Origin of the sequence: Streptomyces sp. NPDC096013 (assembly GCF_044763565.1) — a bacterium.
Taxonomy (GTDB): Bacteria; Actinomycetota; Actinomycetes; order Streptomycetales; family Streptomycetaceae; genus Streptomyces.
The window spans coordinates 1,160,085-1,175,730 of record NZ_JBIWGK010000001.1 but is presented as its reverse complement, the minus strand read 5'-3'; the positions used below and the strand labels follow the sequence as shown (position 1 = coordinate 1,175,730).

Here is a 15,646-nt window from a genome sequence, read left to right as displayed (position 1 = left end):
AGAGATGCTGGACATCGCCGAAGAGCTGCACCGGTGGGTCGAGCAGGGCCGCGACTTCGCCGTCGCCACCGTGGTGGCCGTCGGAGGCAGCGCACCCCGCCGGCCCGGCGCCGCCCTCGCGGTGGACACCGAGGGCACGGCGATCGGCTCGGTCTCCGGGGGCTGCGTGGAGGGCGCGGTCTACGACCTGTGCCAACAGGCGCTCGCCGACGGCGAAACCGTCCTGGAGCGCTTCGGCTACAGCGACGAGGACGCCTTCGCCGTCGGCCTGACCTGCGGCGGAGTCATCGACATCCTCGTCACACCGGTGCGGGCGGGCGACCCCGCCCGACCGGTGATCACCGCCGCCCTCTCGACCGCGACAAGCGGCGGAGCGGCGGCCCTGGCCCGCATCGTCTCAGGCCCAACTTCCCTGCGGGGACGGGCTCTTGTCGTCCACCCCGACGGCTCCTACGACGGCGGATTCGGCGCCCATCCCGAACTGGACCGCACGGTCGCCGCCGAGGCCGGCGCCTATCTCGACGCGGGCCGCACCGGCACCGTGGAGATCGGAGAGCAGGGCTCCCGCTGCGGCGCCCCGCTCACCGTCCTGGTCGAGTCGTCGGTGCCGCCGCCCCGGATGATCGTGTTCGGCGCGATCGACTTCGCCTCCGCGCTGGTCCGCGTCGGCAAGTTCCTCGGCCACCATGTGACGGTGTGCGACGCCCGTCCCGTCTTCGCCACCCGGGCCCGCTTCCCCGACGCCGACGAGATCGTCGTCGAGTGGCCGCACACGTACCTCGCCCGCACGGACGTCGACGCCCGTACCGTCCTGTGCGTCCTCACCCACGACGCCAAGTTCGACGTACCGCTGCTCCAGCTCGCGCTGCGCCTCCCGGTCGCCTACGTCGGCGCGATGGGCTCCCGGCGCACCCACCTCGAACGCAACGAACGCCTGCGTGAAGTCGGCGTCACCGACATGGAGTTGGCCCGCCTGCGGTCCCCGATCGGCCTCGACCTCGGCGCCCGGACGCCCGAGGAGACGGCCCTGTCGATCGCGGCGGAGATCGTCGCCAACCGGCGTGGCGGCAGCGGCGTCTCCCTCACCGGCGCGCACACCCCGATCCACCACGACCCGACGTCACTGCCCGCCGGACGGATCGGCTCGGTGGCCTGAGCGGTACGGCTCAGCGCGCCGCGGGTGGCCGTACCGAGAAGGCGGTGTCGCCCGCCACGGCCACGACCGCGTCCTGGACGAGCAGGACGGACGGCGTGGTGTCGGCCGTCGAGTCACCGGCGTTCGACAGCGCGGACGTGCTCCACTCGACGGCTCCGGTGCGCCGGCCCAGGGCGAGCAGCCGCCCGAACTGGTTGGAGAAGTAGAGCCTGTCGAACTTCGCCGAGTACACCGGCGTCGACAGGTTCTCGGTGTTCGTCTCGCGCTGCCACAGCCGCTTGCCGTCGGCCGCGCGCACGGCGGTGACCGTGCCGTTCGGGCGGACGAAGTAGACCACGCCGTCGACGAGGGTGGGCGTGCCGCGCGAGGCGCCCGGCAGCGGGACCCGGGTGCCCCCGCCGGCGGGGTCCACCTCGAGCAGGGTGGTGTACGGCTGGTCCTCGCCGCTGCCGAAGGAGCCCTCCGCCAGCTTCGGCACCGCGAACAGCAACCGCCCGCCGATCACGCCCAACGGCGTCGACCCGGTGGGGAGCCGGCCGGCCTCCTTCGCCGTGCCGGTCTTCGGGTCGAGACGCAGCAGGCTGAGGTCGCCCTTGGTGGGATCGTCCTCCGGCATGCACAGGCCGTAGGGCGCGCCGCCCAGCACCGTCGGGGTGCAGGCGTTGCCGCTCGGCGACTTCGCGGCGGCGGTCCAGAGCTGGCGGCCGGACGTGTCGTAGGCGACGAACCGGGTCGCCTCCACGTCCATCGCCAGGATGCCGCCCTCGAACAGCACGGCGTTGCGGTCCTCGCTGACCGGGTGCTTCCAGAGCTGGGTGCCGGTCCTCGCGTCCAGGGCGACCAGGCGGCGGGGGATGTAGGTCTGGGAGGAGTCCGGCTTGACGTAGGTGTAGACACGGCCGTCCCGGACGCCGACCGGGCGCGAGGTCTCCGGGCTGGTGCCCGAACGCCAGTCGACCCTGCCGGAGGCGGTGTCGAGCGCGGTGACCGTGAAGCCGGTGCCGGCGCAGTACACGGCGGTGCCGCCCGCCACACAGCCGGACTCGCCGTAGTCGAGGGGCTCGCCCGTCTTGCCGGTGAGCAGGCTCGACCGCCACGGCTGCCAGCCGCTGGGCAGCGCCATGGCCGCGGTGGACGCGGACGCGGCCGGTGTGCCGGTGCTCGGGCTGCGGTCCGACATCCAGTGCAGGGTCGTCAGACCGAGCGCGGAGACGACGACCACGGTGGCCAGGGCGATGACCAACCGTCTCGCCCGGCGCGGCCGGCGGTCATTGTTCGGGACCGTCTCCGGAGCGCCGGTCCGGGGGTACGGCACCCGGGGACGGTCCGTCACCACGGTGGGCCAGGACCCCTCCCCGGACTCGGACTCCGCGTCGGGCAGCGCCAGCAACAGGCCGTGCAGTTCCGTGAGTTGGGGACGGGCCGCCGCGTCCTTGTCCAGGCAGCGCTCGGCGATGCTCCGCAGTGGCTCGGCCACCCCGTCCAACCTCGGCTGCTTGTGCATGACCTGATAGCCCGTCAAATACGGGCTGGCGCCGTCGAAGGGGCGGTTGCCGGTGGCCGCGTAGACCAGGAGCGAGCCGAGGGAGAAGACGTCGGAGGCGGCCGTGACGTCCCGGGGCGCGGCGAACTGCTCCGGGGACATGAAGGGCGGGGTGCCGATCAGCCGGCCGGTGACGGTGAGGGTCTGGTTGTCGGCGGCGCGGGAGATGCCGAAGTCGATGACGCGGGGGCCGTCCTCGGCGAGCAGCACGTTGCTCGGCTTCAAGTCCCGGTGCACGACGCCCGCCTGGTGGATGTCCCGCAGCGCCTCGACCAGTCCCAGGGCGAGCGTGCGCAGGGCGCGGCCCGTCAACGGGCCGTCCCTCTCGACGACTTCGGCCAATGTGCGGCCGGGCACGTACAGCGTGGCCATCCACGGCACCTCGGCGTCCGCGTCGGCGTCCACGACGGGCGCGGTGAACGCGCCGCTCACCCGGCGGGCCGCCGCGATCTCCTGCCGGAAGCGGGCCCGGAACTCCTCGTCCAGCGCGTACTGCGCGTGCACGACCTTGACGGCGACCTGCCGTCCCGAGGCCGACCGCCCGAGATACACGACGCCCATCCCGCCGCTGCCGAGCCGGTCGACCAGCACGTATCCGCCGATCGACTCCGTGTCCGCGGGGCGAAGCGACATGTCGCCGGTCACCTTTCCTGATTCCGTGCCCGGACGGGCCGTCCAGACCCATCACACTAGGATGTTCGTCCATCCCGCGGGACATCGACCTCGCGGGATCACAGGACGGGACAGGGACCGGGGAGAGGGAAATGGGTTGCGGGGCCGGGGCACCCGCGCCTTCCATGGCCCCATGGTGTCCACCGACCGACTGCTCGCCTTCGCGGCGCTGTCCTTCCTGCTGATCATCGTGCCCGGCCCCAGCGTGCTGTTCGTGATCGGCCGCGCGCTGGCCCACGGCCGCCGGGCCGCGCTGACCACCGTCGTCGGCAACACCCTCGGCGCCTATCTGCTCGTCGTCGCGGTCGCGCTCGGCGTCGGTTCGCTGGTGGAACGCTCGGTGCTCGTCTTCACGGCACTGAAGCTCGCCGGCGCCGCGTACCTGATGTACCTCGGCGTGAAGGCGTGGCGTCGACGCGGCTCCCTGCGGGCCGCGTTCGCGGGCGAGGAGACGGCCCCGCACGGCGGACTGCGCACGCTGTGGGAGGGGTTCGCCGTCGGGGTGGCCAACCCCAAGACCATCGTGTTCTTCGCCGCCGTACTGCCCCAGTTCGTGGACCGCGAACAGGGCCATGTGACCACGCAGATGCTGCTCCTCGGCCTCGTCTTCAACCTCATCGCCGTGGCCTCGGACAGTGTGTGGGGGCTGGTCGCGTCCACCGCCAGGGACTGGTTCGCCCGGTCACCCCGGCGACTGTCCGCGGTGGGCGGGATCGGCGGCCTCACGATGATCGGGCTGGGCGTGACGGTCGCGGTAACGGGGCGGAAGGACTGAGGACACGGGCCGGGCGGAAGCGGAAGCGGGGGCGCCGAGACCGCCGACCGGGTGGAGGGGCGTGGAACCTGGACCGCCGAGACGGGTGGCGGGGCGTGGAACAGGTGCCGCCCGACCGGCCACCCGAACCGCGTCGACCCTCACTCCCGTCTCAGCAGCGCGTTCACCGCCCGCCCGAACATCGACTTCGCCGTCCATCGCAGCGGCCTGTCGAAGAGACGCGGCAGGAAGCGGACTCGCAGTTCCTCCTCCCACACCACGCGGGTACGGCCCCCGGGCCCCGGCCGTACCTCGATCTCGGCCCAGCCCAGGACGACCCGCCCCCGCTTCTCCAGCCGGACGAGACCCGGCTCGCCGTCCGTCGGCGGGCGCCACACCGTGACCTCCATCCGGTCGTCGAAACCGAGCGGGCCGAGCCCGGAACGGGCCACGAAGACCGTGCCCTCGGCGGTCGGCGGGGGAGTGACCACGGTGATCCGGGTCAGCGGCACCACGTCGGCGTGGCGTGACCACTCCGTCAACCGGCGCCACGCCTCCTCGATCGGGAGCGGAGCCGTGCGTTCGAGACGGAAGTTGACCATGTCTGGATCGTAGAGAACGCTTCCTGATCGGCGGTACTTTCACCGAGGGCTCACACCCTTGGCCTAGCGGTTCATAGGTTCGGATACGTACACCGGACAGCCGCCCCGAGTTTCCCCGCGTCCGGGCCGGAGCGGGCGCCTCCCCCCTACGCTGTCCCGCATGGGCGGGCATCCCGCCTGCCCGCAGGGGGAGTTGGTCGTCGTGCCGCTGAAGGCCTATGGCGTATTGATCACGCGCGCGGTGGACACGAGGCGCGAGGGCGCCGCCGGTACACCGCATTACCAGATCCATCTCACGGACGACTCGGGTACGCATTTCCGGGCCGCCGTCAACGTCCTGTCGGCGGAGCAGCCCTCCGAGCTGCTCTACGTCGTCAGCGAGGATTTCCAACACCCGGTCACCGCCCGCCTGGAGGGCCTCCCGAGCGGCTGGAACACCCTGCTGCCCGGCCCCGGCGGCCCGAACCTCGACTTCGTGCGCGGCAACCTCTTCGACCCGGCGCGGCTGCGCACGCTGCCGCCGGACGCGAGCGGTCCCGACAACGACCTCGCCGACCTCCTCGACCACTACGTACGGCGCGCGGTGGACGACCCGGACGCGCGGCTGTACGTCTTCGGTGAGCGCTTCGGGCCCGAACCGACCGTCAAGGACAAGGTGTTCGGCTTCCTGCCCGGCAACGGCGTCCACGACATCCATATGAACCAGGGCAACAGCCGCCGGTTCAGCGGTGACGACGGGGTCTGGCAGGACGGCGGTCTCCTCATCCACTTCCCGGCGCAGTCCCGTTGGGTCGGCATCTTCCTCGCCTTCCAGAGCCAGTCCTGGCACACCGACGACACCACCGGCCACACCCTGGAGGGGACGGACGGCTCACGCCCCGGCCCCGGCAGTCAGCCCGTGCGGGTGGTTGCGGCGCTGGTCAACCCGCGTGGCCCGGCGCCCGAGTCGGAGAGCGTCACGCTGCTCAACGCCTCGCCCGACCCGCTCGACCCGGCCGGCTGGCGCATCCGGGACCGGCTAGGCCACTCGTGCGCGGTACCGCCCGGCCCGCTCGCCCCGGGCGCCACCCTGCTCGTCCCGCTCACCGACGGCGTCCAACTCGGCAACCAGGGCGGCGAGATCACCCTCCTCGACGCGGGCGGCCTCAAGGTGCACGGCGTCTCGTACACCGCGGACCAGGCCGCCCGCGAGGGCTGGACCCTGGTCTTCTGACCAACTGGACCTTGCCGCCCGGGAGTTGCCCGGCCAGGGCGCCTCCGCCCGACCTGGTGACTCAGGGGCGGTAGACCTTCCCGGGCTCGGCGCTCCCGGGCGCCAGCAGCTGCGGCACGGTCACGAACACGTACCCCCGCTCCTTCAGCGCGTCGATGATGCCGGGGACGGCCGGCACGGTGCCCTGGTACAGGTCGTGCAGCAGGATGATGCCGTCGCGGGAGGCCTGGGCGAGGACGCGCCGGGTGATGAGCGCGGAGTCGGTGGTCGCGTAGTCCTTCGCGGTGACGCTCCACAGGACCTCCGCGAGGCCCAGCTCCCGGCAGATCCTGTGCACGGTGCCGTTCGTACGGCCCTGCGGCGGACGCATCAGCGTGGGCCGCTCGCCGGTGATCCGCTCTATCGCGGTGTCCGTGCGTTCCAGTTCGTCGCGTATCTGCGCGGGGGTTATCCGGGTCAGGATCTTGTGGTCCCAGGTGTGGCTGGCCACCTCGTGCCCCTCGGCCGCCATGCGCGCGACCAGCTCCGGGTACTTCTCGATGTGCCGCTTGCCGAGCAGGAAGAAGGTCGCCGGAACCCGCTTCTCCTTCAAGATGTCGAGCAACCGCGCCGAGTTCTCGCTGGGCCCGGCGTCGAAGGTGAGCGCGATGCACTTCACCTCCCGGCAGTCGACCGCCCCGAAACGCGCCTGCGCGACACCCGCCCCACCCTCGCCGCGGGCGGTGGCAGGCGCGGTCGTCTCCCCCCGGCCGCACCCACTGGCCGCCAGCACCACTGCAAGGCCCACCACAAACACGCCGACGCCACGCAACCCGCCCCGGCTTCTTTCCCTCTTCTTACACAGAGACCTCAAAGTTGACATGTCAGGACTATACACATCCAGTATATACGGAGTGTATAGCGGGTCGATCCTGAGCACTCCGGTCAAGCGCAGCGCCCTTCTAGGGGTGCGGGGAACTGCACGACCAGCCCCCACCGACCGGCGGCCAGGCGACTACAGATCCGACGCGGCGTTCAACGCCCCCCCCCCCCACCCCCCAGCTCCCGCCCGAGCCGCACATTCCACCGCCCACCCCGCCCACTGATCTCGGTCGCGGTGAGCGGCGCCACATCAAGCCGCCAGAACGCGGACCCTGGCGCACCGAGAACGGCGATCACCACGGCCCGCACGAACTCCTGCTCGACCACCGCGAGCGTCCGGCCCTCGAACCCACCCGCCGCATCCAGCCACCGCACCGCCCGCGCGCAGAGCCCCCGCACCGACTCCCCGCCATGAGGCACCGCATCCGGATCGGTCAGCCAGCCCATCACCGCGTCCGGCTCGCGACCCATCACCTCGTCCAGCGTCAGCCCCCGCCACCGCCCCATGTCCAGCCCCGCCAACTCCGGCTCCACCACGGCCGACAGGCCCAGCGCGGACGCGGTCTCCCGGCACCGCAGGGTGGGCGAGACCAGCGCCCGGTCGGCCGGGCGGAGGGAGTCCGCGACGGACGCGGCCCGCGCCGCACCACGCGGGTCGAGCGGGCACCCGTCGTCGAACCGGGTCTCCCGCAGGGACCGGTTCATCGCGGGCGAGATCAAGGTGATGCGGCTGGTCACGTCGTCGCTCCAGTTCTCCGGGCTGTGCCGGACATCGTCCCCCGCCCACACCGGGGCGGGGGACGGCCGGAAGGTGCTCCCCCCCTGGCCGTCCCCGCCCTCGGTTCAGGACCCGGCCAGCTCCGTACGGACCGTGCGGGCCGCGGCCACCAGGTTCTCCAGGGACGCACGGGTCTCCGGCCAGCCGCGCGTCTTCAGACCGCAGTCCGGGTTGACCCACAGCCGCTCCGCCGGAATGGCATCGAGTCCCCTGCGCAGCAGGGCCGCTGCCTCCTCCGCGCTCGGCACCCGCGGGGAGTGGATGTCGTAGACACCCGGTCCCGCCTCGCGCGGATAACCGTGCTCGGCCAGCTCGCGGGCGACCTGCATGTGGGAGCGGGCCGCCTCCAGGCTGATGACGTCCGCGTCGAGGTCGTCGATGGCCCGCACGATGTCGCCGAACTCGGCGTAGCACATGTGCGTGTGGACCTGCGTCTCCGGCCGGACCCCGGCGGTGGTCAGCCGGAACGCCTCCGTGGCCCAGGCGAGATACGCCTCCCGGTCCGCCGCGCGCAGCGGCAGGGTCTCGCGCAGCGCGGGCTCGTCCACCTGGATGACCGAAGTCCCGGCCGCCTCCAGGTCGTTGACCTCGTCGCGCAGGGCGAGGGCGACCTGCCGCGCGGTGTCGCCGAGCGGCTGGTCGTCGCGGACGAAGGACCAGGCGAGCATGGTGACCGGTCCGGTGAGCATCCCCTTGACCGGACGGCCGGTGAGCGACTGGGCGTACGTCGTCCAGCGCACCGTCATCGGCTCCGGGCGGGAGATGTCGCCGGCCAGGATCGGCGGACGGACGTACCGGGTGCCGTACGACTGGACCCAGCCGTGCCGCGTGGCGAGGTAGCCCGTCAGCCGCTCGGCGAAGTACTGGACCATGTCGTCGCGTTCGGGCTCGCCGTGCACGAGGACGTCCAGGCCGGTCTTCTCCTGGAATGCGATGACCTCCTGGATCTCCGCCCTGATCCGCTCCTCGTATCCGGCCGTGTCGATCCGCCGGGCCCTCAAGTCGGCCCGCGCGGTGCGCAGTTCGGCCGTCTGCGGGAACGACCCGATCGTGGTCGTCGGCAGCGGCGGAAGCCCGAGACGCGCGCGCTGGGCCGTCGTCCGCTCGCCGTACGGCTGGGAGCGGCGGGCGTCCGCGTCGGTGACCGCGGCGGCCCGTGCCCGTACGGCGGGGTCGCTGGGGAGGGCCGAACCGGCGCGGGAGGCCAAGTCGGCTCGGTTGGCGGCGAGTTCGGCGGCGATCGTGTCGGTGCCCTGCGCCAGGCCCTTGGCGAGGGTGACGATCTCCGCCGTCTTCTGCCGTGCGAACGCCAGCCAGCGCAGGATCTGCGGCTCGATGTCCCGCTCGGCGGCGGCGTCCAGCGGCACATGCAGCAGCGAGCAGGACGCGGCCACGTCGACCCGCTCGGCGAGACCGAGCAACGTGCCCAGCGTGGCGAGGGACTTGGTCAGGTCGTCGACCCAGACGTTACGGCCGTCGACGACCCCCGCGACCAGCCGCTTGCCGGGGAGACCGCCCGCCGCGGCCAGGTCGTCCAGGTTGGCGGCGGCGGCCCCGGTGAAGTCGAGGGCGAGCCCCTCCACCGGCGTCTTGGCGAGGACGTGCAGGGCCTCGCCGAGCCGGTCGAAGTAGGAGGCGACCAGGATCCGCGGCCGGTCGGTGAGGCCCCCGAGCTCGCGGTAGGCGCGCAGGGTGGCGTTCAGTTCGGCGCGGGTGCGGTCCTGGACGAGAGCGGGCTCGTCCAGCTGCACCCACTCCGCGCCCGCCGCGCGCAGGTCGGCGAGGACCTCGGCGTACACCGGCAGCAGGCGGTCCAGGAGGGTCAGCGGTTCGAAGTCGGCCGCGACACCCGGGGCGGGCTTCGCGAGCAGGAGGTAGGTGATCGGGCCGACCAGGACCGGGCGGGCGGTGAGGCCCAGGGCGAGAGCCTCCTTCAACTCCGAGACCTGCTTGGTGGAGTCGGCGGTGAACACGGTGTCCGGGCCCAACTCGGGCACCAGATAGTGGTAGTTGGTGTCGAACCACTTCGTCATCTCCAGCGGCGCCACGTCCTGCGTGCCGCGCGCCATCGCGAAGTACCCGTCCAGCGCGTCGAGTTCGACGGCGGCGCGGTGGCGGGCGGGGATCGCGCCGACCATGACGCTGGTGTCCAGGACATGGTCGTAGTACGAGAAGTCGCCGGTCGGTACCTCGTGGATGCCGGCGTCCGTCAGGTGCCGCCAGTTCGTGCGGCGCAGTTCGGCGCCGGTGGTCCGGAGGGCGTCGGCGTCGACGCGGCCCTTCCAGTAGCCCTCGACGGCCTTCTTCAGTTCCCGGCCCTGGCCCTGACGGGGGTAGCCGTACACGGTCGACCGTGCTGCCGCGGCTGCGGACTTCGCTGTCACGGAAATCTCCTTCGCGAGATATCTCCCTGGATCCCGGTGGCGGCACGGGAGCGCGAAGGTTCGTAGACCGGGGGTGGTGACCGCCCGTGTGTACGCCGACCCGCCCACGAGGTCACCGGGACTCCGCGCGCGCATGCTTCGCGTGCGGGCAGGTGGCAGGTCTTCGGACTTGCGGGCACGTCCCCCTTTTCGATCGGAGGACACCTACTGGCCGTCGCTTCCCAGGTCCTGTGTGGGCCCAGTGCGTATGACGGCGGTCGTTCCCGCTCACCGCTGCGGGGCAGTCCCGGATTTTCACCGGGTTCCCTCTTGCGACGCGTCCGTCTGGCTGACGGGGCGAACCAGCTGCGCCGTCAGCCTAAAGGGTTTGGGGTGGGTGCGTCGATTTTTGTCCGCGGGCCCGGTGGGGGCCGGTCGCGCCCGCGCGGCGGAGCCGCACATCGAGACAGCCCCGCGCCCCTAGGTAGGCTGGGGTCCCCGGGATTCGAAGGCTCGGAGGATTGCCTCCGCCGCCAGGGTTGGTGTCAACTCGCCCTGACGGACCTGGCGTTCAAGGTCCGGAGTCAGTGCGCGTACGGTGGGATCTGAGCGCAAGCTGCCCAGCAGTTCTTCCCGGACCATCGTCCACGTCCAGTCCACCTGCTGCTCGCTGCGCTTCGCGGCCAGCCGGCCGGTGGACTCCAGCAGTGAGCGGTGCTGTTCGAGGCGTTCCCAGACCGTGTCCAGGCCCGTGCCCTCGCGCGCGCTACAGCTCAACACCGGCGGGGTCCAGGCCGCGTCCGCGGGGTGCATCAGCCTCAGCGCGCCTGCCAGCTCGCGGGCCGCGCTCCTGGCATCCCGCTCATGCGGGCCGTCCGCCTTGTTGACGGCGATGACGTCCGCCAGCTCCAGGACACCCTTCTTGATGCCCTGTAGCTGGTCGCCGGTGCGGGCCAACGTCAACAACAGGAACGAGTCGACCATGTTGGCCACCGCCGTCTCCGACTGGCCCACGCCCACCGTCTCGACGAGGACCACGTCGTAGCCCGCCGCCTCCATGACCACGATGGACTCACGGGTCGCCTTCGCCACGCCGCCCAGGGTGCCGGCGGTGGGGGAGGGGCGGACGAAGGCGGCCGGGTCCACGGCCAGGCGTTCCATGCGGGTCTTGTCGCCGAGGATCGAACCGCCGGTGCGGCTGGACGAGGGGTCCACGGCCAGGACCGCCACCCGGAAGCCCAGCGAGGTGAGCAGGGTGCCGAACGCGTCGATGAAGGTCGACTTGCCCACGCCGGGTACGCCGCTGATGCCGATGCGTCGCGCCCGGCCGCTGTGCGGGAGGAGTTCGGTCAGCAACTCCTGCGCCATGAGCCGGTGTTGGGGCTTCGTCGATTCGACGAGGGTGATGGCGCGGGCCACGAGGGCCCGCTTGCCGTCGAGGACGCCCTTCACATAGGTGTCGAGCTCGATCACAGGGTGTGCCCGAGGTCGGTGGCCAGTCGCCGCACCAGGTCGTGGGCCGCGTCCGGGATCACCGTCCCGGGCGGGAACACGGCCGCCGCGCCCATCTCCAGGAGGGTGGGGACGTCCTGCGGCGGGATCACGCCGCCGACCACGATCATGATGTCCTCCCGGCCCTCCTCGGCGAGCGATTCCCTCAACGCCGGTACGAGCGTCAGGTGTCCGGCGGCGAGGGACGAGACCCCGACGATGTGCACGTCCGCCTCCACGGCCTGGCGGGCCACCTCGCCGGGGGTCTGGAACAGCGGGCCGACGTCGACGTCGAAGCCGAGGTCGGCGAAGGCGGTGGCGATCACCTTCTGGCCGCGGTCGTGGCCGTCCTGGCCCATCTTGGCGACCAGGATGCGGGGGCGGCGGCCCTCGGCCTCCTCGAAGGCGTCCACCAGGGCGCGGGTGCGCTCGACGGACGGGGACTCGCCGGCTTCGGTGCGGTACACACCGGAGATCGTACGGATCTGGCTCGCGTGCCGCCCGTATACCTTCTCCAGCGCGTCGGAGATCTCGCCGACCGTCGCCTTCGCGCGGGCCGCGTCGACCGCCAGCTCCAGGAGGTTGCCGGTGCCCTCGGCCGCGCGGGTGAGGGCGTGCAGGGCGGCCTGGGTGGCCTGTTCGTCGCGCTCGGCGCGCAACCGCCGCAGTTTCTCGATCTGCTGGGTGCGGACCGAGGAGTTGTCGACCTTGAGGACGTCGATCTGCTCGTCGGTCTCCACCCGGTACTTGTTGACGCCGATGACCGGCTGGCGGCCGGAGTCGATGCGGGCCTGGGTGCGGGCCGCGGCCTCCTCGATGCGCAGCTTGGGGATGCCCGCGTCGATGGCCTTGGCCATGCCGCCCGCCGCCTCGACCTCCTCGATGTGCTGCCAGGCGCGGCGCGCGAGGTCGTAGGTCAGCTTCTCGACGTACGCGCTGCCGCCCCACGGGTCGATCACGCGGGTCGTGCCGGACTCCTGCTGGATGAGGAGCTGGGTGTTGCGGGCGATGCGCGCCGAGAAGTCGGTGGGCAGCGCGAGGGCCTCGTCCAGGGCGTTGGTGTGGAGCGACTGGGTGTGGCCCTGGGTCGCCGCCATCGCCTCCACGCAGGTGCGCGTGACGTTGTTGAAAACGTCCTGCGCGGTCAGCGACCAGCCCGAGGTCTGTGAATGGGTGCGCAGGGAGAGGGACTTGGCGTTCTGCGGGTCGAACTGCCTGACCAGCTTGGCCCAAAGCAGCCGCGCCGCGCGCAACTTCGCGATCTCCATGAAGAAGTTCATGCCGATCGCCCAGAAGAAGGAGAGCCGGGGCGCGAACGCGTCCACGTCCATCCCCGCCTCCCGGCCCGCCCGGATGTACTCCACGCCGTCCGCGAGGGTGTACGCCAGCTCCAAGTCGGCCGTCGCGCCCGCCTCTTGGATGTGGTAGCCGGAGATGGAGATCGAGTTGTAGCGGGGCATCCGCTGCGAGGTGTACGCGAAGATGTCGGAGATGATCCGCATCGACGGCTTCGGCGGATAGATGTAGGTGTTGCGGACCATGAACTCCTTGAGGATGTCGTTCTGGATGGTCCCGGCCAACTTCTCGGGCGGTACGCCCTGTTCCTCCGCCGCCACGATGTAGAGCGCCAGCACCGGCAGCACGGCGCCGTTCATCGTCATCGACACGGTCATCCTGTCCAGCGGGATGCCGTCGAAGAGCTGCCGCATGTCGTAGATCGAGTCGATCGCCACGCCCGCCATGCCGACGTCACCGGTCACCCGCGGGTGGTCGCTGTCGTACCCCCGGTGCGTGGGCAGGTCGAAGGCGACCGACAGGCCCTTCTGACCGGCCGCCAGGTTGCGCCGGTAGAAGGCGTTGGACTCCTCGGCCGTGGAGAAGCCCGCGTACTGACGGATCGTCCAGGGCTGGTTGACGTACATCGTCGGGTACGGGCCGCGCAGATACGGCGCGATGCCCGGGTAGGTGGCGAGGAAGTCCAGGCCCTCCACGTCCTGCCCCGTGTACAGGGGTTTGACCGCGATGCCCTCCGGGGTCTCCCAGAGGAGGTCGTCGCCGCTCGCCGCTCCCTTCACGGCGTCACGCCACTCGTCGGTCCCCGCTCCGCCGGCCGGGGTCCCCAGCTCGATCCCGGAGAAGTCGGGGATGCGCCCCATCGCTGTCATCAGGACACTCCCATGCGGTCGAGGGTGGCGGAGAGCACGGCTACGGCGTCGCAGCCCGCGAAGACGTAGGCGTCGACTCCCGGGTACTGCCCGGGACGGCCCGCGAGGAACACCTGCGTGGCACCGGCCGACCTCAACTCCCCGGCGACGACGGCCGCTTGCTCCTCGTACAGCGCGTCGCTGGAGCACAGGCAGGCCTCGGTGGCGCCGCTGTCCGCGAACGTGCCCGCGGTGACGGGCTCGATGCCGCCCGCCTGGAACAGGTTCGACGCGAAGGAGAGCCGGGCGGTGTGCGCGGCGGCCGGGCCGAGCGCCGCCAGGAAGATCCGCGGCCGGGAGCCGGTCGCCGCGAGGTGGGCGTCGGAGCGGGCGCGCAGCTCCTCGTAGGCCTCGTCGCGGCGCACGCGCGGCAGCCCGCCGGAGGGCTCCGCGGGGGCGGGTGCCCGTGCCGGGAGTCGCTCGGTCAGGTTCGGGAACTCGCTCACGCCGGTGATGGGTTCGCGCCGCTCGGCGAGCTTCGCGCTGCGGGTCGCCCAGGTCGCGGCGAGGTCCTCGCGGAGGGCGCCGGAGCGCAACACCGCCGCCTGGCCGCCCTGTTGCTCGACGTGCTGGAAGAACTCCCAGCCCGCGTGGGCGAGTTCGTCCGTGAGGCGCTCCACGTACCAGGAGCCGCCCGCCGGGTCGATCACCCGGGACAGATGCGACTCCTCGACCAGGATCGTCGAGGTGTTGCGGGCGATCCGGCGCGCGAACGAGTCCGGCAGGCCGAGCGCGTGGTCGAAGGGCAGCACGGTGACGGACTCGGCGCCGCCCACCCCGGCGGCCAGCGTCGCGACCGTCGTGCGCAGCATGTTCACCCACGGGTCGCGCCGGGACATCATCACCGGCGAGGTCACCGCGTGCTGCACCTGCCCGCCCGGCGCCCCGCACACCTCGGCCACGCGTGCCCACAGCCGGCGCGCCGCGCGCAGCTTGGCGATGGTGAGGAACTGGTCGGCCGTGGCCGCGTACCGGAACTCCAGCTGTCCCGCGGCCTGTTCGACGCTCAGGCCCGCCTCGGTCAGCTCGCGCAGATAGGCGACACCGGTCGCCAGCGAGGCGCCCAGCTCCTGCGCCGCCGAACCGCCGGCCTCGTGGTACGGCAGCGCGTCCACGGTCAGCGCGCGCAGCCCCGGGTATCCCTCGGCGCAGCGCCGGGCGAGCGCGGCGACCGGCGCGAAGGGGAAGCCCTCGTCGCCGGTGCGGGCCGCGTGGCCCAGCGGGTCGGCGCCGAGGGTGCCGCGGGCGGCTTCGGGCGCGACGCCCCGCTCCTCGTACAGCCGGAGCAACTCGGCCGCCGCGGGCTCGACTTCGCTGCCCGCGTCGAGGGCGATGGGCGCGAGGTCGAGATAGACGCCGTCGAGGGTGGTGCCGAGCGACGCGACCGGGATGCCGCGTTCGCCCGCGACCAGCCACAGCGAGGTGACGCCGTTCTCCAGGTCGCCGAGGACCGCGGTGTTGTCGGCGGTCGTGTGCCGCTGCCGTACGTCCCAGCCGCCGAGGGTGGTGCCCTCGGCGCGGGCCCCTCGCACGAAGGGGGCGAAACCGGGCAGGCCGGGGTCGGGCGCGGAGTCGTCCGCGGTGTACAGGGGGCGGACGCGCAGCCCGTCCTCCAGCGAGGTGGACAGGGCGTCTTCCGCTGCCGCGCCCGAGACGTCCCTGCCCGACTTGCGCAGGACGCCTGCCACCAGGCTTTGCCACTGCTCATGGGTCGCGTCAGGGAACTCGGCGGCCAGCGAGAGCCCGTCGTCAGGAAGGACCGTCATGCTCGGATGCTAGGGCAAATGCGCAGGTGAGCAGCAGAGGACGCGGCTGTGACCTTTGCCTCTCCGGGCGGTCTAGACCAGTCCGGGGACGAGAGGCGGAGCGCCGTGCTGGTCCCTGAGGCCGAGCCCCGCCGCCGCTGCCGGGTTCCCCGGAACCGGTACGGACCGCCGCTCACGGCGCCGCCGCGGGCCCGTACGGACGTCGTCGTGCGCGTGGTGCCGTACCGGTACGCCCGGTGGGCG

11 protein-coding genes and 1 riboswitch are annotated in these 15,646 nt (G+C 72.2%); of the genes, 3 read left to right on the top strand and 8 right to left on the bottom strand.

The features are described from left to right. Positions 1-4: 4 nt before the first annotated feature. Entirely contained in the window at positions 5-1,156 is a 1,152-nt protein-coding gene (locus ACIRB1_RS05110; protein WP_403464605.1) for an XdhC family protein, read from the top strand. Between the two features lie 10 nt (positions 1,157-1,166). Here the strand turns inward: ACIRB1_RS05110 and ACIRB1_RS05105 are convergent, their stop codons facing one another. Beyond that, a complete protein-coding gene (locus ACIRB1_RS05105) occupies positions 1,167-3,332 on the bottom strand; it encodes a PQQ-binding-like beta-propeller repeat protein (RefSeq protein WP_403464604.1) in 2,166 nt (721 codons plus the stop codon). Positions 3,333-3,504: 172 nt separating this feature from the next. Here ACIRB1_RS05105 and ACIRB1_RS05100 point away from each other — a divergent pair, with 172 nt between their 5' ends. Continuing rightward, complete coding sequence (locus ACIRB1_RS05100; RefSeq protein ID WP_403464603.1) at positions 3,505-4,146, top strand: LysE family translocator; 642 nt, start codon at positions 3,505-3,507, stop codon at positions 4,144-4,146. Between the two features lie 140 nt (positions 4,147-4,286). Here ACIRB1_RS05100 and ACIRB1_RS05095 read toward each other — a convergent pair whose 3' ends face one another. Beyond that, positions 4,287-4,727 (bottom strand): SRPBCC family protein, encoded by a 441-nt coding sequence (locus tag ACIRB1_RS05095; protein WP_403464602.1) that lies wholly within the window; start codon positions 4,725-4,727, stop codon positions 4,287-4,289. A 202-nt stretch (positions 4,728-4,929) separates the two neighbouring features. Here ACIRB1_RS05095 and ACIRB1_RS05090 point away from each other — a divergent pair, with 202 nt between their 5' ends. Further along, the gene (locus ACIRB1_RS05090; protein WP_352178265.1) at positions 4,930-5,940 is read left to right on the top strand and encodes a DUF2278 family protein; all 1,011 of its coding nucleotides are present in this window, start codon (positions 4,930-4,932) and stop codon (positions 5,938-5,940) included. A gap of 61 nt (positions 5,941-6,001) precedes the next feature. Here ACIRB1_RS05090 and ACIRB1_RS05085 read toward each other — a convergent pair whose 3' ends face one another. The 6 genes from ACIRB1_RS05085 to ACIRB1_RS05060 form a co-directional block, all read right to left on the bottom strand. Then, positions 6,002-6,802 (bottom strand): polysaccharide deacetylase family protein, encoded by an 801-nt coding sequence (locus ACIRB1_RS05085; protein WP_403464601.1) that lies wholly within the window; start codon positions 6,800-6,802, stop codon positions 6,002-6,004. 152 nt (positions 6,803-6,954) lie between these two features. Then, positions 6,955-7,539 (bottom strand): histidine phosphatase family protein, encoded by a 585-nt coding sequence (locus ACIRB1_RS05080; protein ID WP_403464600.1) that lies wholly within the window; start codon positions 7,537-7,539, stop codon positions 6,955-6,957. Between the two features lie 105 nt (positions 7,540-7,644). Then, complete coding sequence (gene metE, locus ACIRB1_RS05075; protein WP_403464599.1) at positions 7,645-9,963, bottom strand: 5-methyltetrahydropteroyltriglutamate--homocysteine S-methyltransferase; 2,319 nt, start codon at positions 9,961-9,963, stop codon at positions 7,645-7,647. 136 nt (positions 9,964-10,099) lie between these two features. Continuing rightward, positions 10,100-10,324, bottom strand: a riboswitch (cobalamin riboswitch). A 98-nt stretch (positions 10,325-10,422) separates the two neighbouring features. Then, positions 10,423-11,415: a methylmalonyl Co-A mutase-associated GTPase MeaB gene (gene meaB, locus ACIRB1_RS05070; RefSeq protein WP_352177686.1), complete on the bottom strand. Its 993-nt coding sequence runs from the start codon at positions 11,413-11,415 to the stop codon at positions 10,423-10,425. After that, positions 11,412-13,598 (bottom strand): methylmalonyl-CoA mutase, encoded by a 2,187-nt coding sequence (gene scpA / locus ACIRB1_RS05065; RefSeq protein ID WP_403464598.1) that lies wholly within the window; start codon positions 13,596-13,598, stop codon positions 11,412-11,414. The genes meaB and scpA overlap by 4 nt, the downstream gene beginning before the upstream one ends. Then, positions 13,598-15,403 (bottom strand): methylmalonyl-CoA mutase family protein, encoded by a 1,806-nt coding sequence (locus ACIRB1_RS05060; protein WP_403464596.1) that lies wholly within the window; start codon positions 15,401-15,403, stop codon positions 13,598-13,600. Before ACIRB1_RS05060 ends, scpA begins: the two co-directional genes overlap by 1 nt. Positions 15,404-15,646 lie beyond the last annotated feature (243 nt).